Here is a 25,618-nt window from a genome sequence, read left to right as displayed (position 1 = left end):
ACCTTCTATGCAAATCTGCTATGCCGCATGGCAAATTCACCTGCCAGCGATGAATGATTCGCCATATTCCATAGGTTCCAGCCCGAAGTAACTGGCAATCGACTGGCCCATGTCGGCGAAGCTCTGGCGCAGCCCCAGAGATCCCGCCGCCAGTCCGGCGCCATAGGCCAGCACAGGCACATGTTCACGGGTATGATCCGTGCCCGGCCAAGTGGGATCGCAACCATGATCTGCGGTCAACAACAGCAGATCTTCTTTGCCAAGTATGGCCAGTATTTCGGGTAAGCGTGAATCAAAATATTCGAGCGCCCTGGCGTAGCCGGCCACATCGCGTCTATGGCCATAGTGAGAGTCGAAATCGACGAAGTTGGTGAACACTATCGTCCTGTCACCCGCCAGCTTGACCTGCTCCAGAGTGGCATCGAACAAGGCTTCCAGCCCGTTGGCCTTCACTTTCTTGGTGATGCCGCAGTGGGCATAGATGTCGGCTATCTTACCGACACTCACTACCTCGCCGCCGGCGTCACTCAGCTTATCCAGCACAGTCTTGGCCGGTGGCGTCAGAGAATAATCACGGCGATTGCCGGTACGGGCAAAATCCGCCGGTCCCGTGCCATCGAAAGGCCGGGCAATCACCCTGCCTATGTTGTAGGGTGCCAACTCTTCGCGGGCGATTTCACACAGACGGTAGAGATTGTCCAGGCCGAAGCTCTGTTCGTGGCAGGCAATCTGGAATACCGAGTCCGCCGAAGTATAGAAAATCGGCAGCCCAGAGCGCATATGCTCTTCACCCAGCTGCTCCAGGATAGTGGTGCCCGAAGCGTGGCAATTGCCAAGAAATCCACTCAGCCCGGCGCGGGCCAAGATCTTGTCCGTCAATGCGCTCGGGAAGGACTCGGTAAGGTCGCTGAAATAGCCCCAATCGAATAACACAGGCACGCCGGCCATTTCCCAGTGACCACTCGGGGTGTCCTTGCCCGTGCTCAGCTCCTGGGCATGGCCATAGGCACCTATGAGTTCGACCTTGTCATCGAAACCTGCGGCGAAGGCGCCCGTGCTTTCCATTGCCGCATGTCCCAGGCCCAAACGCGCCAGGTTAGGCAGCTTCAATGGGCCTTCGCGCCCGTCATTGGCCTCGCCATTGGCGCAAGCCTGGGCGATATGGCCGAAGGTATCTGAGCCAGTGTCACCGAAGGCCGCGGCATCGCCTGCGGCGCCTACGCCGAAGGAGTCCAGCATCATAATTATGGTACGTTTCATTGTATTTCCTTTAGAGATCGCCGGCACGAATGTGGCGATAAATCTCGGGTGTTTTTTCCGGCTTGGTATCTGCGACATGCACGGCGCGTTTAACCGCGTCGGCCGCCTCGGCGAAGGCATCCTCGGACTGGGCATGGATGAAGGCCAGCGGCTTGTCGCTGCCAAGTTCATCTCCAAGGGCACAGACCCGGCTCAGGCCGACGCTGTAATCCAGGGCATCGCCGGGTTTACGCCGGCCACCGCCGAGCGTCACCACAGCCAGTCCCAGCTCGCGGGTATCCATGCTGTGGGCAAAACCTGAAACATCGGCATACACGGGGCGAATGATCTGTGCCTGTGGCAAGTAGTTGGCATAATTTTCGACAAAATCCGTGGGGCCACCCAGGCCGGAGACCATGCGGCCGAACACCTCTGCCGCCTTGCCGTTATCCAGCACCCGCTGCAGCTTGGCTCTGGCCTGCGCTTCGTTGTCCGCCAAGCCGCCCAGTTGCAGCATCTCGGCGCATAAGCCCAGGGTGATCTCATGGAGTCTGGGGTTGCGGTAGCGCCCGGTGAGGAAGTCGATCGCCTCCTTCACTTCGACCCCATTACCGGCACTCGAGGCCAATACCTGATTCATGTCCGTCAGCAGCGCCGTGGTCTTGGTGCCGGCACCATTGGCGACGGCCGTGATGCTGCGCGCCAGCGCCTCGGAGGCGTCGTAGCTTGGCATGAAGGCGCCCGAACCGACTTTGACATCCATCACCAGGGCATCGAGACCGGCGGCGAGTTTCTTCGACAGGATAGAGGCTGTGATGAGCGAGATGGACTCGACTGTGGCCGTATTGTCGCGGATAGCATAGAAACGCTTATCCGCCGGCACCAGGTCGCCGGTCTGGCCTATGATAGCCACCCCGACCTCTTTGACTACCTTGCGAAACAAAGCGCTGTCGGGCTCAGTCCGATAACCTGGGATGGCATCGAATTTATCCAGGGTGCCGCCCGTGTGTCCCAGGCCACGGCCGGAAATCATCGGCACATAGCCGCCACAGGCGGCGGCCATGGGGCCGAGCATCAGGCTAATGACATCGCCGACACCGCCGGTGCTATGCTTGTCGATGACTGGGCCATCGAGTCCGAGTGACTGCCAATCGAGCACAGTGCCTGAGTCGCGCATGGCCTCAGTCAGGGCGATGCGCTCATCCATATTCATGTCGTTGAAATAGACCGCCATCCCAAGCGCCGCTATCTGGCCCTCGGATACCGAATTGTCTGTGATCCCTTTGACAAAAAATTGAATCTCTTCTGTACTCAGGGCTTTACCGTCGCGTTTATTGCGAATAATTTCTTGCGCCAGAAACATCTTACTGCCTCCCAAACTGTGCCGAATTCACATTCGGCAAGATTTGTCCTGCTCTTCTGCCGGTAGCATGACCGGCATAGGCTGCTTACCCCCAAGGCGATAAGCACCGACATCCGCTATATCACAGAGATCAATAGCCCTGGGCAGGCTTAGGCGCATCGGCCAATTCCAGTGTATGCAGCAGGCTGTTGAGCAGGCTGGAAGCACCGAAACGGAAGGTGCGAGGGCTGATCCAATCGGCGCCCAGAATACGCTCGGCGACGCCCAGGAATTCGGCGGCCTGGGCCGCATCACGCACCCCACCGGCAGGCTTGAAGCCCACTTTGGTATTCTTCTCGGCTATCACAGTCAACATGATTTCCGCGGCTTCCAGAGTGGCGTTCACAGCCACCTTGCCGGTCGAAGTCTTGATGAAATCGGCGCCTGCATCTATGGCCAGCTCGGAGGCACGGCGGATCAGCGCCGCATCGGCCAACACGCCGGATTCTATGATGACCTTGAGCAACACCTCATCGCCACACTCTTCCTTACAGGCCTTGACCAGCTCGAAACCCAAGGTTTCGTTGCCATCCATCAGGGCACGGTAAGGGAAGACGACATCGACCTCGTCGGCGCCGTAGGCGATGGCTGCACGGGTTTCCAATACCGCGATGGCGATATCATCGTTACCATGGGGGAAGTTGGTGACTGTGGCTATTCTGATATCTTCGGCGCCAATTTCTTCCAGGGTCTTGCGGGCGATGGGAATGAAGCGGGGATAGATGCAGATGGCGGCAGTGTTGCCCGCCGCCGTCTTGGCCTTGTGGCACAGTTCTATGACCTTCTGCTCAGTGTCGTCATCGTTCAGTGTGGTCAAGTCCATCAGTTCGATGGCGCGTTGGGCCGCTTGTTTTAAGTCTGTCATTTTAGCTCTCCGAAACGAAAATTAAAGTAATAGCAATCCGTCGTTTGGCTACGCATAGAAGTGGCATTTCTTGATTATTCTTATGGCCGGGCCTTCGGGCTGTGCCTGGCATCCTGTACGAGCAGGACACCTTATTTTTAGGGTATTCAATGTTGATAACAACTAGCTGGCGCTAGGGTCACGACTTGAATCCTTGAAGACCGGGAAGGGGAACTAGAGACTAGATTCCTGCCTTTCCGCGAAAATTCCATTTTAGCGCGAGAAAATCACAAACCTTTAGCTAAATAAGCTCGACTGAGATAGAGCATGCTTACATAAAGATTCAGATAGCAGAGAAAAACCGGGCCGCAGCGACTGCGGCCCGGAGACACATTAGAACTTGTATGTCGCAGACAGGTAGTGTGACCAGCCTGTTGACTCCAGTGCCAGAGCACCGGCTTTATCTTCCAGCAGATACACGTCTTTGAAGCCTTTCAGGCCATAGCCCAGGGCATAACGATCTGAGTGCCAGTACAGGCCGAAGAAGATGTTACCACCGGTAGAAGTGGTAGGTACGAATGCAGTTTTGTCCGCATCGGCACCGAACTGATAGTCGATGTAACCTTGGAATGACAGGAAGCTCTTGTTATCGAAGAAGTAGAAAGGCTTGAACCAGTTGGCAGAGAACTGGTAACCGTTCCACTCTTTAGCGTTCATGTCATAGTAACCGTACAGGTTCATGCCGGTTTTGCCTAACCAAGGCACCATAACATCGGCACCCACACCCCAGAAGGTAGAGTTAACGCCGTTGCCGTTTTGGCCATCCCAGTTGAACAGGGTAGAGAAGTAGACTTCTTGGATAGGACCGACAGACAAGTCTTTACCGAAGATGGCATCCAGTGAGAAACGTGGATTGAACTTCATGAAGATCTTGCTGGTGCCTGAACCTGGGTTCTTGTCGCCATGCTCAGTGGTTTGGTTAGCCAGGTTGAACACGTCAACATAACCGTACAGATCGACAACACCAGAACGACCGCCGAATTCCATTTCCAGGTAGTTGTGTTGATCGCCTGAAGCTGGATTATCTGGCTTTTCGCCGATAGAGTACATGGCATTGAACTGCATCCACTTATAGTCAGTGGCGTGCAGATCGGTACGATCGGCAGCGAAAGCGTTACCTGAGATAGCTGCAACGGCGGTAGCCGCCAGTGCTAAAGACTTAACATTTTTCATCATCAACCCCATTTATCTTAATGTGCCGTCATCGAGGACAGCGTTCTTTTTTTATGGCGCCCGCATTTTACCTGGATTAACAAAAAGCACAATCACCAGAGGTAAAATCACAAACACAAAATTCTTAAATGTGAACAAAGTCGCGACTTTTTGTATACAGCTTTACAACTACAAGCCAGTCTTGGACTTCAACAGCCAGAGCCCACAGCATGGGTAATGCCCTGAACTACATAAATAAAAATCTACTTCGGAAAATGGTTGGATTAACTAGGGTCCTGCCCTCGAGGCACAGGACCCAGTTAGCTGCAGAGAAGCGCTTCGCCTTAGAGGGCGATGAACAAGCCTGCAATAGTCGCACTCATCAGGTTAGCCATAGAGCCGGCGATGACGGCACGTATGCCCAGCTTAGCCAGATCATGACGACGCGTTGGCGCCATGGCACCTAAGCCACCCAGGAGGATCGCGATAGATGACAGGTTAGCGAAACCACACAGGGCGAAAGAAATGATAGCCTGAGTTCTGTGAGTCATGGCCAGGCCAGTTTCAGCAACAACCAGACCACCATCGGCGATGTCTTTCAGGTAAGGAGCGAAGTTCAGGTAAGCAACGAATTCGTTGACTATGATCTTCTGACCTATGAATGAACCTGCGATGAAGGCTTCATTCCAAGGTACACCTATCAGGTATGCCAGAGGCATGAACACATAGCCCAGGATCAGTTCCAGCGTCAGACCTTCAACACCGAACCAACCACCTACGCCACCCAGAATACCGTTGATCATGGCGATCAGGCCCACGAAGGCCAGCAACATAGCGCCAACGTTCAGCGCCAGGTGCATACCAGATGAAGCACCTGCGGCAGCCGCGTCGAGCACGTTAGCCGGCTTGTCCGGATCTTCTGGCAGCTCGTCCATTTCGTTCTTGGTGGTTTCAGTTTCAGGGTGCATCAGCTTGGCCATCAACAGACCACCGGGTGCCGCCATGAAAGAAGCCGCAACCAGATACTCGATAGGCACACCCATTTGGGCATAACCGGCCAGTACTGAACCTGCGATAGAAGCCAGACCGCCCACCATGATGGCGAACAGTTCAGATTGAGTCATGGTAGGAATGAAGGGACGCACAACCAGAGGCGCTTCAGTCTGACCCACGAAGATGTTTGCCGTAGCAGACATAGACTCGGTACGGCTGGTACCCAGGGCTTTCTGCAGACCACCGCCTATGATGCGGATAATCCACTGCATGATGCCCAGGTAATAAAGCACGGCAATCAGCGAAGAGAAGAACACGATAACCGGCAGTACGTTGACGGCGAAGATAAAGCCCAGCTTGAAGTGAGCCAGATCGCCGAACAAGAAGCCGATACCGTTTTGTGCGTAGCCTATGACACTGGATACGGCATCAGACACGCTTTTCAGAATGTCTTTACCGACGGGAACGTATAATACGAAACCACCGAAGGCCGCCTGAATAGCCAAGGCGCCACCAACGGTACGCCAGTTAATGGCCTTCTTGTTATTCGACAGGAGGTAACCTATCGCAAGCAGGGTGACCACCCCTACTAAACTCATTAATATATTCATCAACCATCACCCTATTGTTAACATTTTTTAATTATGTTGTTAATCAACCTATATTCCGCGGGAGATTATACCCGAGCCAAAATTGAAAATCGTTGTTTTCATCGCCTTTTTGACGCTAAATTTCAGAAGTTTATTCAAGTAGTCAGACCTCCCGACAACCTGTTTATTCAAAAATAACTAAAGGTCAAACAGTTGACGCGCATTGACCTGGAGTTGTTCTGATATCAGAACATTGGTTTTTTTTCGGATTTGGGCTATTTCGTCGACAAATTGCACTAGATTGGTGGGGTCATTGCGGGAAACCGCAGAGGTTATCGGGGTCATGGCGGGAGAATCCGTCTCCAAAACGAAGGCGCTCAGCGGCATTTCAGCCAGGGTTTTATGCAGTTTCTTTGCATTGGGATTCACCACCAGGCCGCCGACACCCAGCTTGAAACCCAGCTTGATATACTCATGGGCCACCTCTGGGCCGGCGGAGAAAGCATGCACTACCCCTCCTCGAGCCGGGCGGGAGGCCTTCAACAGCGCCAGCATCTCACCATGGGCCTTGACCACATGCAGTATCAGGGGCAAGTCGGTCCGCTTGGCCAAATCGAGTTGCGCCTGTACGTAAGCGACTTGCAAGGGCCAGGGCTGTGAATGCCGCTTGTCCAGGCCACATTCGCCTATCGCCACCAAACGTTTGTTGCCGAGATGCCGATTCACCAAGGCCTCTAGTTCGCTCATGGCCGGCTCCAGTGCCGGCGGGCAATGCCAGGGGTGGATCCCCAAGGCAAAATAGCAGTCAAACTCGGCGGCCACCGCCACTTGTTTATCCCAATGACGCGGCGACACCCCGGGAATGATAGCCCCTGTTACCCCAACGGCGGCCATGGCGGCAAACACCGCCGCTCTGTCGGGATCAAACTCGCTGAAGTCCAGATGCGCATGCGTGTCTATCAACATAGCAATCCTCTTGAGGTTATCCCTTGAATGCAAAGCCAATATCTGAGCCTTTGACCCTGAGCCACATCTGGCAACGCCGGCCAGCGATGTAAGTTATAGCACTTATCCCCTCGAGGGAGTTGCGTTTCAGGCAACAAAAAAGGCGGTGATTAGCCGCCTCTTTCATTCAAAACCTCGATCACTGGACTCAGTGCTCGCGGGTCTTGGCAAACTCGACATCCGGATACCTTTCCATCGACAAGTTCAAATTGACCATGGTAGGTGCGATATAGGTCAAATTATCACCGCCATCGAGCGCCAGATTGGGGCTGCATTTACGGCGGAACTCTTCCAACTTGCGCTCATCCTTGCAGTAAACCCAACGGGCGGTCGCCACATTGATACCTTCGTAGATGGCTTCGACATTATATTCGCTCTTGAGGCGGCCTACGACCACCTCAAACTGCAGCACCCCGACGGCACCGACGATGAGATCGTTACTGTCCAACGGCCTGAAGACCTGCACTGCCCCCTCTTCGGACAGCTGAACCAAGCCTTTGAGCAGTTGTTTCTGCTTCAGCGGATCCCTCAGGCGAATGCGGCGGAACATCTCGGGAGCGAAGTTAGGCACCCCAGTGAAACGCAACTTCTCGCCCTGGGTAAAGGTATCGCCGATGCGAATGGTGCCGTGGTTATGCAGGCCTATGATATCGCCCGGATAAGCCACTTCGGCGCGCTCACGGTCGCCGGCCATGAAGGTCAAGGCATCGCTGACGTTGACATCCTTGCCGATGCGCACATGGTGCATCTTCATGCCCTGCTCATAACGCCCGGAACAGATACGCATGAAGGCAACCCTGTCTCTATGCTTGGGATCCATGTTCGCCTGGATCTTGAACACGAAACCCGAAAACTTTTCTTCGTCTGGGGTCACATCGCGGACATCACTCTCGCGCGGCAAAGGCTTGGGTGCCCACTCGACTATCCCATCGAGGATATGATCGACACCGAAGTTCCCCAGAGCCGTACCGAAGAATACCGGGGTCAATTCCCCCTTCAAGAAGGCTTCCAGATTAAACTCGTGGGAAGCACCGGCAACCAGTTCCATTTCTTCGCGTAAGTCGGCGGCATAACTGCCGATGGCAGTCTCGAGCTCTGGGTTATCCAGGCCCTTGATGATGCGCACGTCCTGAATAGTGTGGCCCATGCCGCCCTGATAGAGGATCACCTCATCACGCAACAGATGGTACACCCCCTTGAATTCCTTGCCCGAACCTATGGGCCAGGTGATGGGCGCACAGGCAATTTTGAGTATGTCTTCGACTTCATCCATCAACTCTATGGGATCGCGAATATCGCGGTCGAGTTTGTTCATGAAGGTGACAATAGGGGTGTCGCGCAGCCGGGTGACTTCCATCAGCTTGATGGTACGTTCCTCGACACCTTTGGCCGAATCTATCACCATCAAGCAGGAGTCGACGGCGGTCAGAGTACGATAGGTATCTTCGGAAAAGTCTTCGTGGCCCGGGGTGTCGAGCAGGTTAACCAAGGCGCCGCCATAGGGAAATTGCATCACAGAGGTGGTAATGGAAATACCCCTGTCTTTCTCCATTTCCATCCAGTCAGACTTAGCGTGCTGACCGGACTTCTTGCCCTTGACGGTACCGGCTTTTTGCAAAGCGTTTCCGAACAACAGCACTTTTTCCGTGATGGTGGTTTTACCCGCATCGGGGTGCGAAATGATGGCGAAGGTACGACGTTTGTCCACCTCTACTCTATTGCCTGACATGTTAACCTGTGCACTGAGATCGCTAAAAAGGCGCAAATTATACCGTCTCAGCCCAGCCTTGGCTAGGCAAAGGCTGGGCTGAGTCCCGCTTGGGGTGATTAATCCCGATTTTCCAACCGTTGCTGAACCTTGGCCAGCTCGATTCTGGCATACCTGTGCTCGACGAAATCATAGATATTGGTCGCCAGTGTCAGCTTGAAATAGTTGGCCGCTTCCTGATAGTCGCCCTTGGCGCTGGCCATCTTGGCCAGATAGAAATAGGCTTCACACAGGCGTTCGGCGTACTCCTTGGGTTGACTCAGGCCCGTCTTGGCGGCGGTAAACACGGCTTGTTTGCTGCGCTTACCCAAGTAGTAATCCACCAACACAGTCGCCCAGGCGGCATCATCCAGCTTACTGCGATTGGCCATCAGCTCTGATTTGGCGCCGGGCGCATCGACGGCGGCTTCGATGAGATACAACCACAAGGCGCGATAACCATCGTGCTCGTCCTTCTGATAGAAGGACTTCATGTCGGCGATGGCCAGCTCATTGCGCTCACCATAATAAAGCGCTATCCCCCGGTTCAGATAGGCGTAATCATAATCTGGGGCCAACTCCAATACCCCTTCGAATGCTTCATAGGCACTCTCGAACTCGCCTTCCTGGGTGTAGTAGATCCCCAGGTAGTTGTAGGCATCGGCGAGATTGGGTTGCAGCTTCAAGGCTTGATGGAAGTCGATGCGTCCGAGCAACCTCAGGCCGACACTGTCGTAGATCACTCCCCTGTCGTAATGAAACCTCGCTCTCTGCTCGTCGGTCAGCTCCATCATGGCCAAAATCTCATTCAGCTTGGCCAGGGTAATTTCCAGTTTATAGTCAGGCATCACGGGGGCGACGACCAGCTTGCCGGCGATATCTGCGTGACTGTCATCCAACGAGGTCGATGCACAGCCGCTTAACGAGAGACTGGCCGTGGCCAATAACGCTGCCAGGGTGCTTGCTAGTTTAAAATTCATCCATTCCTACCTTTACAGTCGAAGACGCCATGGATCGAGACGCTCATATTCATACGCGCCTGTCATGCCACTGTATTCCATAATAGCAACCCCACTGCGGCAGGGCTATCGACGAATCACGATAAATGATCAATTCGTAAATTCCGGGCACAAAAAAGGAGACCCGAAGATCTCCTTTTTTATCAGCCTATTAAATTATTCGGCAGCAGCTTCTTTAGTCTGCGCTTCTTTAATAGACAATCTGACACGGCCCTGGCGATCCACTTCCATCACCTTAACGGCAACTTCCTGGTTCAGTTCCAGGTGATCCGACACGTTGGCAACACGCTCATCGCTGATTTGCGAGATGTGAACCAAGCCATCTTTACCCGGCAGAATGTTAACGAAGGCACCGAAGTCGACGATGCGGATAACCTTACCATTGTAGATACGGCCCACTTCGACTTCCGAGGTGATCTCTTCGATACGGCGTATGGCTTCCTTGGTCGCTTCACCGTTTGAAGAAGCAATCTTCACAGTACCGTCGTCATCCAGCTCGATAGTAGTACCAGTTTCTTCGGTCAGAGCACGGATAACGGCGCCGCCTTTACCTATCACATCACGGATCTTCTCAGGGTTGATCTTGATGGTGGTGATGCGCGGAGCGTGATCTGAGATATCGTCACGGTGTGAACCGATAGCCTTATCCATCACGTTCAGGATATGCACACGGGCGCCATAGGCCTGTTGCAGTGCGATATCCATGATCTCTTTGGTGATGCCTTCGATCTTGATATCCATCTGCAGTGCAGTGATACCGTCACGGGTACCTGCCACTTTGAAGTCCATGTCGCCCAAGTGATCTTCGTCACCCAGGATGTCAGACAGTACGACGAAATCATCGCCTTCTTTAACCAGACCCATGGCGATACCGGCAACCGAAGTCTTGATAGGCACACCCGCATCCATCAATGCCAGTGAAGTACCACAGACAGATGCCATGGAGCTTGAACCGTTGGATTCTGTGATTTCAGAAACCACACGAATGCTGTATGGGAACTCGGCAGCCGATGGCATAACCGCGTTGATACCACGCCATGCCAGCTTGCCGTGACCTATTTCGCGACGCTTAGGTGAGCCGACCATACCCGTCTCACCGACAGAATATGGAGGGAAGTTATAGTGCAGCATGAAACGGTTGGTGCGCTCGCCCATGATGCTGTCGATCTTCTGTGCATCACGCTCTGTACCCAGGGTACAAGTCACCAATGCCTGAGTTTCACCACGGGTGAACAGAGAGCTACCGTGAGTACGTGGCAAGACGCCGGCCAATACGCTCAAGGCGCGGATCATGTCGGGTTCACGACCATCGATACGCGGCTCACCACGTATGATGCGACCACGCACTACTTTCTTCTCCAGGCTACCCAGCAGGCCGTCTACTTCACGTAAATCCAGGCTTGGGTTTTCTTCAACCAGTTTGGCGATGGCGGCATTCTTGACTTCGATGACGGCATCACGACGCTCGTGCTTGGCGATGATCTGGTATGCGGCGGTGAAGCCTTCCTCGGCCAGGGCCTTAACCTTGGCGACCAAGTCTTGATCTTGTGTCGGTGCTGACCAGTTCCAGGTTGGCTTACCGGCTTCGGCTTGGAACTCGGCAATGGCGCTAACCACAACCTGTTGCTGTTCATGACCATAAACCACGGCGCCCAGCATGATTTCTTCCGGCAGCGCTTTGGCTTCGGATTCAACCATCAATACCGCACCCGCAGTACCGGCAACAACCAGGTTCAACTCGCTGCTTTCCAGCTGTTCAACCGTTGGGTTCAAGGCATATTCACCATTGATATAACCCACGCGGGCGGCACCCAGAGGACCGCTGAAAGGAATACCCGAGATAGCCAGGGCTGCCGAGGTACCTATCATGGAAATGATGTCCGGCTCGATCTGAGGATCGACAGATACCACAGTGATGATAACCTGGACTTCGTTTTTGAAACCATTAGGGAAAAGAGGACGGATGGGACGGTCAATCAAGCGTGCGATCAGCGTTTCATCTTCAGAAGGACGACCTTCACGCTTAAAGAAACCACCAGGGATCTTACCTGCTGCGTAGGTTTTTTCCTGATAATTAACAGTCAGAGGGAAAAAATCACGGCTCAGATCGGCTTCTTTCTTACCGACCACTGTCACTAATACTGTCGTGTCGCCCATGCTGGCTAAAACGGCAGCATCGGCTTGACGTGCGATTACACCTGTTTCCAGGGTGACTGTATGTTGACCATACTCAAAACTCTTTACAATAGGATTCACGTGACCCATTCCTTAATTAATGACCTTAAATTACGCGCGTAAGTATACTGCAATAAGCATACATAGATAAAGAGCAGATAATGATGACAAAGATCCTTCTTTTCTCTAAAGTGGACATAACAACAGTGAGTTGCCATAAACTTTGACACGGAATCGCTCCCCTATGATGAAAAATTGCCGGCAAGAGCCAAACCTATGACAGGGCGTTTCAAGTCATTAACCTGGAAACAGACTCACCTTGTGGTATTCAGTGCACTCTTCTTCGCCATTGTGGTCTTCATGGTCGAGATTGCCCTGGTCGTCATTTCGACCAAGCAGCAACTGATACTGAAACAACAGGAACTCCTGAGTTCAGTGGAACAACCGGCCGCCAACGCGGTTTGGGCGCTGGATGACAACCTCGCCAGACAGACACTCCAGGGCGCCATCAAGGTCGAACATCTCGCCGCCGCCCAAATTATCCTGGATGACGGCTCGGACTTCGTCGCCGTCAGCAATCCCAAAGCCGAGTATTCGCACCCTTTTAGCCTGCTGAGCCGCTGGTTATTCGCCGATTTGGAGACTGTTTCCCACCTGCTGTACCGCCCCTCCTACTTCGAGGGCACCCAGGCCAACCAACAGATAGGCACCCTCACCCTGAGGTACGATACCCAGGATCTGACAGATACCCTGTTTTCCCAATTGCGTTTGAGTTTCCTGGCTACCCTGGCGCGAGCCCTGTTGCTGACCTTAGTGCTGTCCCTGGTGTTTCATCGCTTCCTCACCCAACCCATAGCCAGGATCAGTGAAGCCATAGACAAGATAGATACCGACTCGCCGGATGAAAACCTGTTACCCATGGCGACGGCACACAAGGACGATGAGTTAGGCCTGGTCACCTCTAAATTCAACCAGATCCTCATTCAGTTCAGTCGCACCCAAAGCAAGCTGAGAAAAATGGCGACCCGGGATCCACTCACAGGCCTACCCAACCGCGCCTTGCTGCTTGAAACCTTGGCCAGCACAATACAGAAATCCCGGCTGCATAAACGCAACTTTGCCTTGCTGTTTATCGACCTGGATAGATTTAAAAACGTCAACGACTCCCTCGGCCATGCCCTGGGCGATCAGTTTCTCGCCCGCATTGCCCGCATCCTGGAACGGGTCGTAGGCGACCAAGGCTCGGTCGCTCGCCTGGGCGGCGATGAATTTGTCATACTGGCAGACGAAGTACAGACAGCGGATCAGGCGGCAGACTTCGTCGGCAGGTTACTGTCTCAGTTGAATACCCCGGTCCAGCTCGACGAGCATGCGATACACCCGGCAGCCTCAGTGGGCATTTCCATCTACCCGGAAGACGGTAACTGTGCCGAAGATCTGATCCGCCATGCAGATATCGCCATGTACAGCGCCAAGGCCTCGGGCTCGAATCAATGGGCCTTCTTCAAACAACAGATGACAGAACGCGCCGCCGTGCGCCTCAGAACCGAAGCCTCACTGCACGACGCCCTCAAAAACGAGGAATTTGTGCTGCATTTTCAGCCTAAATTCGATTTAAGCACAGGTAAGGTCGTAGGCTGTGAAGCCCTGATCCGTTGGCAGAAGGAAGGCCGGCTGATAAGCCCCATGTCGTTCATTCCGGTCGCCGAAGAAACCGGGATCATCATCCCCATAGGTCGCTGGGTCATAGAAGAGAGTTGTAAGGTGATAAGGCATTGGCAAAAGAAATACCAATACGCCATCCCCATAGCCGTCAACGTCGCCTCGCAGCAATTTGCCGATGCCAGTCTGGTACCGGATATCAAACAGCTGGCATTACGCTATCAGATCCCGCCGGAGTTATTGGAAATAGAGATCACCGAAACCTCCTTGATCAATGACATAGAATTGGCGATCAACAAGCTGCAACAGCTCAAGTCCGCCGGCTTCGGCATCGCCGTCGATGACTTCGGCACCGGCTACTCGTCATTGTCCTACCTGCGCCACCTGCCCATCACCACCATGAAGATAGACAGGGGCTTCGTCTCGGATCTCCCCGGCGACAGTGCCATAGCGGCCACCATCCTGATGCTGGGACAACAACTGAACTTGAACATAGTCGCCGAGGGCATAGAAAACGAGCAACAACTCGACTGGCTTAAGACCCATAACTGCGCCATCGGCCAGGGGTTTTATTTCAGTCAGCCGTTGCCGCTGAGCGAGTTTGAAAGCCGCTACGTCCAGGCTCACGACACTAAGGTCTCGCTGCTCTGATGGAGCCTGCCTAGCCTAAGATTCCGCCGCTGCCGCGCGCCTAGAGGCCACATGACCATACAAAAATCGGACAATAAAAAAGGAGGCCAAGGCCTCCTTTTTTACGGAAAGTGTCGAATTAACGACGCAGACCTAACTTCTGGATCAGAGCAGTGCAACCAGCATTGTCGGTACGCTTTGGGCCAAGAGAGTCAGTCAATTTACCGGGCTATGGCCGAACTTAAAAATACACTGCCGGCAACGGCATGCCATCAGATTGTTGCTACTGCCAATACCAATAAAGCCATACAAAAATCGGACAATAAAAAAGGAGGCCTAAGCCTCCTTTTCTACGGAAAGTGTCGAATTAACGACGCAGACCTAACTTCTGGATCAGTGCCGTGTAACCAGCATCATCGGTAGGCTTTGGGCAAGGAGAGCCAGTCAATTTACCGGGCTATGGCCGAACTTAAAAATACACTGCCGGCAACGACCTGCCATCAGATTGCTACCACTACCAAATAGTGCATGCAAAGCCATACAAAAATCGGGCAATAAAAAAGGAGGCTAAGGCCTCCTTTTTTACGGTGAGTATCGAATTAACGACGCAGACCTAACTTCTGGATCAGAGCAGTGTAACGAGCATTGTCGGTACGCTTCAGGTAAGCAGTCAATTTACGACGTGCGCTAACCATACGTAACAGACCACGACGTGAGTGGTGATCGTGGATGTGCTCTTTAAAGTGACCTTGAAGGTGGTTGATTTGTGCAGTCAGCAGAGCAACCTGAACTTCAGTTGAACCTGAGTCGTTTTCGCCACGGCCAAATTCAGCCAGGATTTTTGCTTTTGCTTCAGTACTTAGTGACATGGTTTTCTCCAAAATAATATAAAGTATCTCCAGCCGATCACTAACTCAGCCGGAGGGCGCGCTATTTTACCCATTATCTGTCCCCAGCGCAACCAGCAGGCCATGGCTTATGCCGGCGCTGGCTCGTCATGCAAGACTATCAGGCGTTTGGGTGCCAGCAGGCCATCCTCATTCATGACACCTATACCGACAAACTTGTGCTGCTCACCTATGGTGATGCGCACTAATTCGTCCGGTTTGAGTCCAGCTGCCTGTACCGCCTGGCCCTGCATCAGATAGGGTGCAACCGCCTGTGGCAGATTGATCTCGGGGAAATTGGCCACCGCCGTATCCATGGGTAACAGCAGGGGGTCGAGCAGGCTCCAAGGCTCCACCTGAGTCTCGGCCGCTTGCGCCACCAGGGCTTCGAGCTGTTCCAGGGTCACCATCTTATCGTAAGGATAAGCTGCTACCTGAGTCCGGCGCAGCATGATGACATGGGCGCCACAGCCGAGCATTTCCCCCAAGTCGTCTATGATGGTGCGTATATAGGTGCCCTTGGAGCAATGTATGTCCAGGGTCAACTCATCGCCTTCCAGGCCGATGAAGTTCAGCTCGAATACTGTGATCGGCCGCGCTTCCCGGGGGACTGTCTTGCCTTCGCGGGCGTACTTATACAAGGGCTGGCCCTGATACTTGAGCGCCGAGTACATGGACGGCACCTGCTGGGTATCGCCGCGAAAATGCTCCAGCGCCTCGAGCAGCTGTGCCTCGCTGAAATCGACGGTCCGGGTTTGAACCACTTCTCCGTCTGAGTCGCTGGTGTCCGTGCGCTGTCCCAGCTTGGCCGTCACCAGGTAACGTTTATCTGCATCCAGGAGATGCTGGGAGAACTTGGTCGCTTCTCCCAGGCACACGGGCAGCATGCCGGTCGCCAGGGGATCGAGCGCGCCCGTATGCCCGGCCTTGGCGGCATTGAACAAGCGCTTCACTCTCTGCAGGGCAAAGTTGGAACTCATGCCTGTCGCTTTATCCAATAACACTATGCCGTCGATGAAACGGCCCTTGGGACGACGCGCCATTAAACCCCCTCTTCCGAGTCGGGTGTATCTTGCGCTGGTGTTGAGTCCGGGTCCGCCTCTGGTTCTTCAGTGCCGAATGCTTCCTGCTTGGCCTTATCCTGGGTGATCACTTGGCTCACCAGGTTAGACATGCGCATACCTTCCACCAGGGAGCTGTCATAGACAAACCTCAGTTCAGGCATGACACGCAGCTTCATCCGCCCAGCCACCAAGGTGCGGACATAAGGCGCGGCGGCAGTCAAGGCCGCCAACTTCTGTTCAACCACATCCTTGTCTTCTTCGAAGAAGGTGACAAAGACTTTGGCATAGCTGAGATCCCGTGAGACGTCGACGTCATTCACAGTCACAAAGCCGATGCGGGGATCTTTCATGTCGCGCTGCAATATCACAGCCAGCTCTTGCTGGAGTTGTTGCGCTATGCGACGGGTACGACTGAATTCTTTAGCCATAATATTCTTGCCATAGCTGGAGTCATAAAATCAACAAGGGCGGCTAATGCCGCCCTCTTGGTTGTTACAGGGTACGGGCCACTTCGATGGTTTCGAAGACCTCAATCTGATCGCCAACACGAACATCATTGTAGTTCTTCACACCGATACCACATTCCATGCCATTGCGAACTTCGCTGACATCGTCTTTGAAGCGACGCAGTGATTCGAGTTCACCTTCGTAGATAACCACGTTGTCACGCAGTACCCGGATAGGCGCGCTGCGTTTGATGGTACCTTCGGTCACCATACAGCCTGCGATAGCACCTATCTTAGGCGACTTGAACACATCCCGTACTTCGGCCAGACCTATGATCTGTTGCTTGAACTCAGGAGCCAGCATGCCTGTCATCGCCGCTCTGACTTCATCAATCAGATTATAGATGACGCTGTAGTAACGCAGATCCACGCTCTCATTTTCTATGGTCTTACGCGCCTGTGCATCGGCACGGACGTTGAAACCAACCATGATGGCGTTGGATGCGGCGGCCAGAGTCGCGTCGGTTTCGGTCAGTGCACCTACGCCACGGGCGATGATGTTGACTTTCACTTCGTCGGTAGACAGACCCATGAGCGAATCACAAATCGCTTCCAGTGAACCTTGGACGTCCGCTTTCAGGACGATATTCAGCTCTTGTACTTCACCTTCTTCCATGTTGGCAAACATGTTTTCCAGCTTGGATTTCTGCTGACGCGCCAGCTTAACGTCGCGGAACTTGCCTTGACGATACAAGGCCACTTCACGCGCCTTACGCTCGTCACGCACGACTGTCGCTTCATCACCGGCAGAAGGTACGCCCGACAGACCCAAGATCTCGACAGGGAATGAAGGACCCGCTTCTGTGATGGCGCGGCCATTTTCGTCTTTCATCGCACGGATCTTGCCGTACTCCAGACCACAGAGCACGATGTCGCCCTGACGCAGCGTGCCTTCCTGAACCAGGATGGTCGCTACCGGACCACGCCCCTTGTCCAGTTGTGACTCGATCACCACACCGGCCGCCATGCCGTCACGTACCGCTTTCAATTCCAGTATTTCGGCTTGCAGCAAGATGCCTTCGAGCAACTCGTCGACACCTTCACCCGTCTTGGCAGAAACGAAGGCAAACATGTTATCGCCGCCCCAGTCTTCCGACATGACGCCATGCTGAGACAGTTCGCTCTTGACGCGCTCGATATCGGCTTCGGGCTTATCCATCTTGTTGACGGCAACGATCAAAGGTACGTTACCGGCCTTGGCATGCTGGATAGCTTCTATGGTTTGCGGCATCACGCCGTCATCGGCAGCCACCACCAAGACAACGATATCGGTCGCCTTGGCACCACGGGCACGCATCGAAGTAAATGCGGCGTGACCAGGGGTATCCAGGAAGGTGATCATGCCATTGTCGGTTTCGACATGGTATGCACCTATGTGCTGGGTAATACCACCGGCTTCGCCGGCAGCCACTTTGGCACGACGTATGTAATCGAGCAGAGACGTTTTACCATGGTCGACGTGACCCATGATGGTGACCACAGGCGCACGAGACTCTAACTTGACGTCTTCATCACGATCTTGCAGAACCTGATGTTCCAGCTCGTTTTCACGCAGCAGTACCACCTTATGGCCCAGCTCCTCGGCTACCAGTTGTGCCGTTTCTTGATCCAGCACTTGGTTGATAGTGACCATGGAGCCCATCTTCATCATCTGTTTGATGATTTCGGTAGCCTTGACCGCCATCTTCTGTGCCAGCTCGGCCACAGTTACCGTCTCGCCGATACGAATATCGCGGTTTACCGCGGCAACCGGCTTGTTGAAGCCATGTGCCATGGACTCGGGAGCGGTGCTGCGGTTACGCATGTGTCTTTCGCGACCGTCACGGGCATCCTTACCACCACGTTTCTTGGCAGTGCTCTTATTACGGGCACGACGACCACGTTTTTCTTCATCGGCATCCGAGGTATCTTCGGCTGCACGGGCAACTTTAGAGGTAGTGATGTGATGATCGCCATTCTTCTCGGCTTCCAAACGTAAACGCTCTTCTTCGGCCCAACGCTTGGAGTTTTCTTCGGCCAGTTGACGGGCCGTTTCAGCCGCTTTGGCCGCTTCTTCATCTTGCTTACGCTTAGCCACTTCTTCCTGAGCCGCCTTGATACGCTCGGCTTCCAGTCTGGCCGCTTCGGCTTCAGGAGAAAGGTCTTTCGCTACCTTAGGCTCGGCTGCGGCTTTCGCAGCAGCCGCTTTCGCCTTGGCTTCGGCATCGGCTTTGGCTTTCGCCTCGGCGGCAGCCTTGGCTGCTGCGGCATCGGCTTCTGCCTTGGCCTTGGCGGCGGCTTCCGCTTGTGCCTTGGCTTCTTCTTCGGCCTTCAGCGCGGCTTCGTTGCCGTCACGCTTGATGAAGGTACGTTTCTTACGCACTTCAACCTTGACGTCTTTCGCCTGGCCGCCGCTGCCGGCAACACTCAGGGTCGAAACAGTCTTGCGCTGCAAGGTCATCTTGGTTGGCGCATTCTCGCCACCATGTTGTTTCTTCAAGAAGTCCAGCAGTTGCTGTTTTTCAGTTTCAGACACAGTGTCTGCTTGCTTCTTGTTAATTCCAGCCTGAGAGAACTGCTCAATCAAACGTTCAACACTTTTACCCACTTCCGTGGCCAGCTTCTCTACGGTCGTATCTGCCATCAGTTAAATCCCCCTGTTGATCGACTTATGCTTCTTCGCCAAACCAACAGATATTGCGGGCTGCCATGATGAGCTCACCTGCTTTTTCTTCTGTCAATTCTTCAATTTCGATCAAATCATCAATGCCTTGTTCAGCCAAATCTTCCAAAGTCACCACACCTTTGCTCGCAAGAACATAGGCTAAGTGTCTTTCCAGACCTTCCAGTGCCAATAAATCATCACTTGGCTCTACACCATCCAGTGCTTCTTCGGATGCGAGAGCTCGAGTCGAGATCGCCGCCTTAGCACGCTCACGCAGGGTTTCAACGAGATCTTCGTCGAAACCTTCAATCGCCAATAATTCAGAGGCAGGTACATAGGCGATTTCTTCCAGCGATGTAAAGCCTTCGTCCGCCAATACCTGTGCAAAATCTTCATCGACATCCAGAGAAGCGATGAACAGGTCAACCACCTTGGCACTTTCGGCCTGGTGTTTGCTATTCATGTCTTCCACTGTCATTACGTTCAGTTCCCAGCCGGTCAGCTGAGTGGCCAGACGCACATTCTGGCCGTTACGGCCAATGGCCTGGGCCAGGCTGTCGGCTTCAACCGCGATATCCATGGAGTGGTTATCTTCATCCACTATGATGGAAGCCACGTCGGCCGGTGCCATGGCGTTGATCACATATTGTGCCGGATTATCATCCCACAGCACGATATCGACCCGCTCACCGCCCAATTCATTCGATACAGCCTGTACACGTGCACCACGCATGCCGACGCAGGCACCGATAGGATCTATGCGGCGATCGTTCGACTTGACGGCTATCTTGGCACGGGCACCAGGATCACGGGCAGCGCCCATGATTTCGATCATCTCATCGGCAATTTCCGGCACTTCGACACGGAACAGCTCGATCAACATCTCAGGCTTGGTACGGGTCAGGAATAACTGGGCACCGCGGGCCTCGGGACGAACCGAATACAGGAAGGCACGCACGCGATCCCCTGGGCGGAAAGATTCGCGGGAAATCAGATCTTCGCGAAATAGCACGCCATCGGCGTTGCTGCCCAAATCGACCACCACGCTGTCACGGGTGCCCTTCTTGACGATACCTGTGATCAGCTCGCCTTCTTTGTCCTTGAACTGTTCGACTATCTGGGCACGTTCGGCTTCACGCACCTTCTGCACTATGACTTGCTTGGCAGTTTGAGTGGTGATGCGGTCGAAAACCACAGACTCGATGTCATCTTCGATAAACTCGCCCGGCTGGATATCCGGGTTTTCAAAACGCGCGGCTTCCAAGGTGATTTCACGGTAAGGGTTTTCCAACGCCTCACCGGCATCTTCAACCACCATCCAGCGACGGAAGGTCTCATAGCTACCGGTTTTACGATCGATAGCAACACGCACATCGATATCGCCTTCGTATTTCTTCTTGGTTGCCGTGGCCAGCGCTATTTCCAGCGCCTCAAAAATTTTCTCGCGTGGAACAGCTTTTTCGTTTGAAACCGCCTCAGCGACTAGCAGAATCTCTTTATTCATCTCGTCTTGCCTCGTTCACCTTGAAACCATCAAAACTTAGCGAGCAAGTTGCCTTTACGGATATTATCCAGCGCGACAACCAACTCTTTACCATCCACCTTCAGTGTGAGCATCTGCCCATCAACCTTGAGAATGGCACCTTTTAAATTGCGACTACCAGCAACCGGCATAGTCAGCTGAACTTTTACATCTTCGCCTACATAGGCCGCGTATTGCTCGGCGGTAAACAAGGGTCTGTCGACACCTGGCGAAGAGACTTCTAATGTATATTCGGTAGAAATGGGGTCTTCAACATCGAGAACAGCACTGACCTGACGACTGGTATTGGCGCAATCTTCGATATTGATGCCATTTTCACTGTCGATAAAAACCCTCAGAATGGAATGCTTACCAGCCTGAACATATTCTATGCCCCAAAGCTCAAAACCCAAAGCTTCCACCGGGACTCTCAGCATTTCTGCCAGTCTGAATTCTAACGTTGCCAAATAGGACCCCCAAAAAAACAAAAAAGGGCTTAATAGCCCCATTACCCTGTCGCAACCTATGACGACTACGACACATTTAAAAGTCCCAGATAACAAAAAACCCCGTAATCACGAGGTCATTATGTTCAAGAACCTGTAAACAGCAATGAATTCAAAACTTTATTCATTGCTTGGAGCTGGTTGCGGGGGCCGGATTTGAACCGACGACCTTCGGGTTATGAGCCCGACGAGCTACCAAACTGCTCCACCCCGCGTCAACTGTGTGCAAGTATATTGACTATTGTCATTGCTTGCAATAACCAACAAAGAACTTATCTCGTCTCTATCGGTTATATTTTGGTGCCGAGAGCGGGACTTGAACCCGCACGACCGTTAGGTCACAGCCACCTCAAGGCTGCGCGTCTACCAATTTCGCCACCTCGGCGACACCTTTTTACTAGTCAGGTATTTTCGTATCTGACTTTTCGGTTTTTGCTGGCGCCTGGTCAGAGACCTGCTCAGCCGAACCTAAATCTTTCCATTGATCTTCTTGTTTAGTGTGGTTTGCGCTCAGGTTGCCGATAACCAGGCTGAGAACGAAAAACGCAATTGCCAACACTGCAGTGCTACGGGTAAGAAAGTTACCTGAACCACTCGAACCGAACAGAGTACCAGATGCACCGGCGCCGAAAGAGGCCCCCATGTCTGCGCCCTTGCCTTGCTGGATGAGGATCAGACCAATCAGACCCAAGGCAACCAACAAGTAAATAACTATCAGAACTTCATACATATCATGCGCTCATCGCTATGGTACATAAACTTAAGAACTCGCTCGAGTTCAAGCTGGCACCGCCAATCAGTCCACCATCAACATCAGGTTGGGCAAACAAGTCTGCCGCATTACTCGGGGTCACACTGCCACCGTAGAGTATCCTGATATTCTCTCCGATAAACGGAGACACTTCAGAGAGGCGTTTGCGTATAAACGCATGTACTTCCTGGGCCTGCTCTGGTGTAGCGCTCTTACCTGTCCCTACCGCCCATAATGGCTCGTAGGCGATAATGGCGTTATCAAAAGCCATGGTACCGTTTTTCTCAATCACTATGTCCAGCTCTTCTGCGATCACCTCGAAGGTGCGTCTCGCCTCTCGTGCCGGACCTGATTCACCAACACAGAGTATCGGTGTGAGTCCATGTTTTTGTGCAGCGGCAAACTTCTCCGCTACTATATTACTCGTCTCTCCGTACATACGGCGACGTTCCGAATGGCCGATAATCACATACCGACATCCTGAATCTTTTAGCATCTGACCGGAAACTTCACCGGTATAGGCACCGAAGTCATGTTGACTCAAGTTCTGGGCGCCTATCCTGACAAGGGAACCTTCCAAGGCTTCCTTGTTTGCTTCTAGCAGCTGCCTGACGCTTTCCAGGTATATAGAAGGCGGGCATAAAACCACTTCCGCAGAATCATTTTGGAGCTTAGTGGCAAATTTACCGAACAACTCTTTGGCCAAGGCCACACTGCCGTTCATCTTCCAATTGCCAGCAACCATAGGACGTCTGAGTGCCATCACTGTCTCCTCTGAAAGCGGCGTGAATAATAGCGAACCACTTATGAAGTTACAATAGCTAAATGCCGAATATTTACGATATCGCGTCGGAATGCTTGTTTTTTACCCTTCGACCCAGCATTCGGGTCATTTAAACGGCTAAAGTACTAATTTTTAGCCGTTATCCCAAATGAGCCTGGCGATAAACGGCTTAAAACGCCGCCTTGACCGCCTCGGCAATGGCGTTGGCGTGCGCCAATACGTCGGCGTGAACTTCACCCTCGACCATGACGCGGATCAAAGGTTCGGTACCCGACTTGCGCAGCAGTACCCGGCCACGGGCGCCGAGCTGCGACTCGACCAAGGACTGGGCCGCCAACACTTTCTCCGATGTCAGAGGATCATGCTTGCCTTCGAAACGCACATTGACCAATACCTGGGGCAGCATGGTCATGTCCGCAGTCAATTCATCCAGGGTCGCATTCTGGCGACGCATGGCCGCCAGCACCAGGATGCCCGCCACTATGCCGTCACCCGTGGTGCCGTGATCCAGGTTGAGTATGTGACCCGAATTCTCGCCGCCTATGCGCCAATCCTGGGCTTTCAACTGTTCCATCACATAGCGGTCGCCCACCTTGGAGCGGCTGAAGGGGATATCCAGCGCCTGCAGCGCCAGGTCCAGGCCCAGATTCGACATCAGGGTGCCTACCACGCCACCGCGCAGGATGCCGCGTTTCTTGGCATCACAGGCGAGGATGTAGAGGATCTGATCCCCGTCTATCACTTCACCCCTGCTGTTGACCATCATGATGCGATCGCCGTCGCCGTCCAAGGCGATACCCAAGTCGGCCCCCTCGGCGACCACTGTCTCGCAGATCTTGCCCATGGAGGTGGCGCCAACTTTATCGTTGATGTTCAAACCATTGGGCTTATCACCTATGGCAATCACCTCGGCGCCCAGTTCACGGAACACATTGGGCGCTATGTGATAGGTGGCGCCATTGGCGCAATCGACCACTATCTTCAAGCCGGTCAGCGTCTGATCTGCGGGGAAGTTCCCCTTGCAATATTCGATGTAACGGCCGGCAGCATCTTCTATGCGTGATACCTTACCCAGCAGGTGGGACTCGACACACACCAGAGGTTTTTCCAGTTCGGCTTCAATTTCCAACTCTATCTCGTCATCGAGCTTGCTGCCGTCGGTGGAGAAGAACTTGATACCGTTATCATAATAGGGGTTGTGGGAGGCGCTGATCACCACCCCGGCTTCGGCGCGAAAAGTGCGGGTCAGGTAGGCCACGGCCGGGGTCGGCATGGGTCCCATCAGCATCACATTCAGGCCAGCGGCAGACAAACCTGCTTCGAGTGCCGATTCGAACAGATAGCCTGAGATGCGGGTGTCTTTCCCTATGATAACCTTCTTGGTGCCGGTTCTGGATAAGACGCGTCCCGCCGCCCAACCCAGTTTCAATGCCAGTTCGGGAGTCATTTGCCCTGAACCTACCTTGCCGCGAATACCATCTGTACCGAAGAATTTTCTTTGCTTCACGCTTAACTCCATCACACTGCCCCCCCATGGGGCAGTGTACTCACATTAACCTAATCTGAGCTGAACTCAGTATGCTTATTTTGTATTCCGTACCGTTTGCAAGACCTTGAGCACATCCAAGGTTTCGGCCACATCGTGTACCCGAATGATGTGTGCTCCCTGCTGAGCCGCCAGCATAGCGCCGGCCAAACTGCCGGCCAAGCGCTCCTTAGTCGGCCTATGCAAGAGGTTGCCCAGCATGCTCTTGCGCGATAAACCGACCAGGAGCGGTAACCCGAGCAGGGCAAACTCCCCCAGCCTGGCCAGCAGCTCATAGTTGTGTGCCAGACTCTTGCCGAAACCGAAGCCGGGATCTATGACCAGCTGCGAGCGCCGGATACCCGCATCCAGGCAAGCCTGCACCCGCTCGGTTAAAAACGCCTTCACCTCGGTAACCACATCCAGATACTCGGGTGCCTGTTGCATGCTGTCGGGTTGCCCCTGCATATGCATCAGGCAGACAGGCACCCCGAGACTCGCCGCCATGGCCAAGGCCCCCGGCTGTTGCAGTGCCCTGACATCGTTAATCATGTGGGCGCCGGCGGCGACAGCAGCGGCCATCACCTCCGGCTTGCTGGTATCGACCGAGATCCACACTGGGTGGTGCATGGCCACATATTCGACCAGAGGGATAACCCGCTCCAACTCCTCAGCCAGAGTCACTTCCGCGGCCCCGGGGCGAGTCGATTCCCCTCCTATGTCTATGAAGGCCGCCCCCTGACTCACCAAGAGGTCCACATGGCGGCAAGCGGCATCGAACGCCGCATAGTTGCCGCCATCGGAGAAAGAGTCCGGGGTGACATTGACTATGCCCATGACCAGGGGGGACGCCAGCGACAACCGCTTATTTGCAGCAATCAGCTCAAACACTTTATTACTCCCGCAAACAA

20 protein-coding genes and 2 tRNA genes are annotated in these 25,618 nt (G+C 53.7%); 1 reads left to right on the top strand and 21 read right to left on the bottom strand.

Features of this window, described 5'->3' with window-relative positions:
- Window positions 1-36 precede the first annotated feature (36 nt).
- From LZP73_RS09285 to pnp, 9 genes are all read right to left on the bottom strand, one after another.
- Window positions 37-1,260 (bottom strand): phosphopentomutase, encoded by a 1,224-nt coding sequence (locus tag LZP73_RS09285; protein ID WP_234234509.1) that lies wholly within the window; start codon window positions 1,258-1,260, stop codon window positions 37-39.
- Between the two features lie 10 nt (window positions 1,261-1,270).
- On the bottom strand, window positions 1,271-2,602 hold the full coding sequence (gene deoA, locus LZP73_RS09280; RefSeq protein ID WP_234234506.1) for a thymidine phosphorylase: 1,332 nt from the start codon (window positions 2,600-2,602) through the stop codon (window positions 1,271-1,273).
- A 130-nt stretch (window positions 2,603-2,732) separates the two neighbouring features.
- Window positions 2,733-3,506: a deoxyribose-phosphate aldolase gene (deoC, locus tag LZP73_RS09275; protein WP_169565282.1), complete on the bottom strand. Its 774-nt coding sequence runs from the start codon at window positions 3,504-3,506 to the stop codon at window positions 2,733-2,735.
- A 372-nt stretch (window positions 3,507-3,878) separates the two neighbouring features.
- Complete coding sequence (locus LZP73_RS09270; protein ID WP_234235245.1) at window positions 3,879-4,718, bottom strand: nucleoside-specific channel-forming Tsx family protein; 840 nt, start codon at window positions 4,716-4,718, stop codon at window positions 3,879-3,881.
- Window positions 4,719-5,041: 323 nt separating this feature from the next.
- Complete coding sequence (locus LZP73_RS09265; RefSeq protein ID WP_234234505.1) at window positions 5,042-6,301, bottom strand: NupC/NupG family nucleoside CNT transporter; 1,260 nt, start codon at window positions 6,299-6,301, stop codon at window positions 5,042-5,044.
- Window positions 6,302-6,478: 177 nt separating this feature from the next.
- A complete protein-coding gene (locus LZP73_RS09260) occupies window positions 6,479-7,243 on the bottom strand; it encodes a TatD family hydrolase (RefSeq protein ID WP_234235244.1) in 765 nt (254 codons plus the stop codon).
- A gap of 190 nt (window positions 7,244-7,433) precedes the next feature.
- The gene (prfC, locus tag LZP73_RS09255) at window positions 7,434-9,014 is read right to left on the bottom strand and encodes a peptide chain release factor 3 (RefSeq protein ID WP_234234503.1); all 1,581 of its coding nucleotides are present in this window, start codon (window positions 9,012-9,014) and stop codon (window positions 7,434-7,436) included.
- Window positions 9,015-9,112: 98 nt separating this feature from the next.
- Complete coding sequence (gene nlpI, locus LZP73_RS09250) at window positions 9,113-10,012, bottom strand: lipoprotein NlpI (protein WP_234234501.1); 900 nt, start codon at window positions 10,010-10,012, stop codon at window positions 9,113-9,115.
- Between the two features lie 195 nt (window positions 10,013-10,207).
- Window positions 10,208-12,307 (bottom strand): polyribonucleotide nucleotidyltransferase, encoded by a 2,100-nt coding sequence (pnp, locus tag LZP73_RS09245; RefSeq protein WP_234234500.1) that lies wholly within the window; start codon window positions 12,305-12,307, stop codon window positions 10,208-10,210.
- A gap of 195 nt (window positions 12,308-12,502) precedes the next feature.
- Between pnp and LZP73_RS09240 the strand changes: the two genes are divergently transcribed.
- Complete coding sequence (locus tag LZP73_RS09240) at window positions 12,503-14,539, top strand: putative bifunctional diguanylate cyclase/phosphodiesterase (protein ID WP_234234498.1); 2,037 nt, start codon at window positions 12,503-12,505, stop codon at window positions 14,537-14,539.
- 578 nt (window positions 14,540-15,117) lie between these two features.
- Here the strand turns inward: LZP73_RS09240 and rpsO are convergent.
- The 12 genes from rpsO to folP all read right to left on the bottom strand — a co-directional run bounded on the left by rpsO (window position 15,118) and on the right by folP (window position 25,598).
- Window positions 15,118-15,387 carry a 30S ribosomal protein S15 gene (gene rpsO, locus LZP73_RS09235; RefSeq protein WP_234234496.1) on the bottom strand — a complete coding sequence of 90 codons (270 nt, stop codon included), beginning with the start codon at window positions 15,385-15,387 and terminating at the stop codon, window positions 15,118-15,120.
- A gap of 107 nt (window positions 15,388-15,494) precedes the next feature.
- Window positions 15,495-16,448, bottom strand: a complete 954-nt coding sequence (truB, locus tag LZP73_RS09230; protein ID WP_234234494.1) for a tRNA pseudouridine(55) synthase TruB — start codon at window positions 16,446-16,448, stop codon at window positions 15,495-15,497.
- On the bottom strand, window positions 16,448-16,897 hold the full coding sequence (gene rbfA, locus LZP73_RS09225; RefSeq protein WP_234234492.1) for a 30S ribosome-binding factor RbfA: 450 nt from the start codon (window positions 16,895-16,897) through the stop codon (window positions 16,448-16,450). The genes truB and rbfA overlap by 1 nt, the downstream gene beginning before the upstream one ends.
- Window positions 16,898-16,961: 64 nt before the next feature.
- Window positions 16,962-19,598 carry a translation initiation factor IF-2 gene (gene infB, locus LZP73_RS09220; protein WP_234234490.1) on the bottom strand — a complete coding sequence of 879 codons (2,637 nt, stop codon included), beginning with the start codon at window positions 19,596-19,598 and terminating at the stop codon, window positions 16,962-16,964.
- Window positions 19,599-19,623: 25 nt separating this feature from the next.
- Window positions 19,624-21,123: a transcription termination factor NusA gene (nusA, locus tag LZP73_RS09215; RefSeq protein WP_234234488.1), complete on the bottom strand. Its 1,500-nt coding sequence runs from the start codon at window positions 21,121-21,123 to the stop codon at window positions 19,624-19,626.
- A 29-nt stretch (window positions 21,124-21,152) separates the two neighbouring features.
- Entirely contained in the window at window positions 21,153-21,608 is a 456-nt protein-coding gene (rimP, locus tag LZP73_RS09210) for a ribosome maturation factor RimP (protein ID WP_169565271.1), read from the bottom strand.
- A 177-nt stretch (window positions 21,609-21,785) separates the two neighbouring features.
- Window positions 21,786-21,862, bottom strand: a tRNA-Met gene (locus tag LZP73_RS09205).
- 83 nt (window positions 21,863-21,945) lie between these two features.
- Window positions 21,946-22,032 (bottom strand) — tRNA-Leu (locus tag LZP73_RS09200).
- A gap of 12 nt (window positions 22,033-22,044) precedes the next feature.
- Entirely contained in the window at window positions 22,045-22,377 is a 333-nt protein-coding gene (secG, locus tag LZP73_RS09195) for a preprotein translocase subunit SecG (protein ID WP_169565270.1), read from the bottom strand.
- Window position 22,378: 1 nt separating this feature from the next.
- Window positions 22,379-23,161 carry a triose-phosphate isomerase gene (gene tpiA / locus LZP73_RS09190; protein WP_234234487.1) on the bottom strand — a complete coding sequence of 261 codons (783 nt, stop codon included), beginning with the start codon at window positions 23,159-23,161 and terminating at the stop codon, window positions 22,379-22,381.
- Between the two features lie 190 nt (window positions 23,162-23,351).
- Complete coding sequence (glmM, locus tag LZP73_RS09185) at window positions 23,352-24,689, bottom strand: phosphoglucosamine mutase (RefSeq protein ID WP_234234485.1); 1,338 nt, start codon at window positions 24,687-24,689, stop codon at window positions 23,352-23,354.
- A 75-nt stretch (window positions 24,690-24,764) separates the two neighbouring features.
- Window positions 24,765-25,598 (bottom strand): dihydropteroate synthase, encoded by an 834-nt coding sequence (gene folP / locus LZP73_RS09180; RefSeq protein WP_234234483.1) that lies wholly within the window; start codon window positions 25,596-25,598, stop codon window positions 24,765-24,767.
- Window positions 25,599-25,618 lie beyond the last annotated feature (20 nt).

It is taken from the genome of Shewanella sp. AS16, from assembly GCF_021412365.1.
GTDB classification, from domain to species: domain Bacteria; phylum Pseudomonadota; class Gammaproteobacteria; order Enterobacterales; family Shewanellaceae; genus Shewanella; species Shewanella salipaludis.
This window is presented reverse-complemented; position numbering and strand designations above follow the sequence as displayed.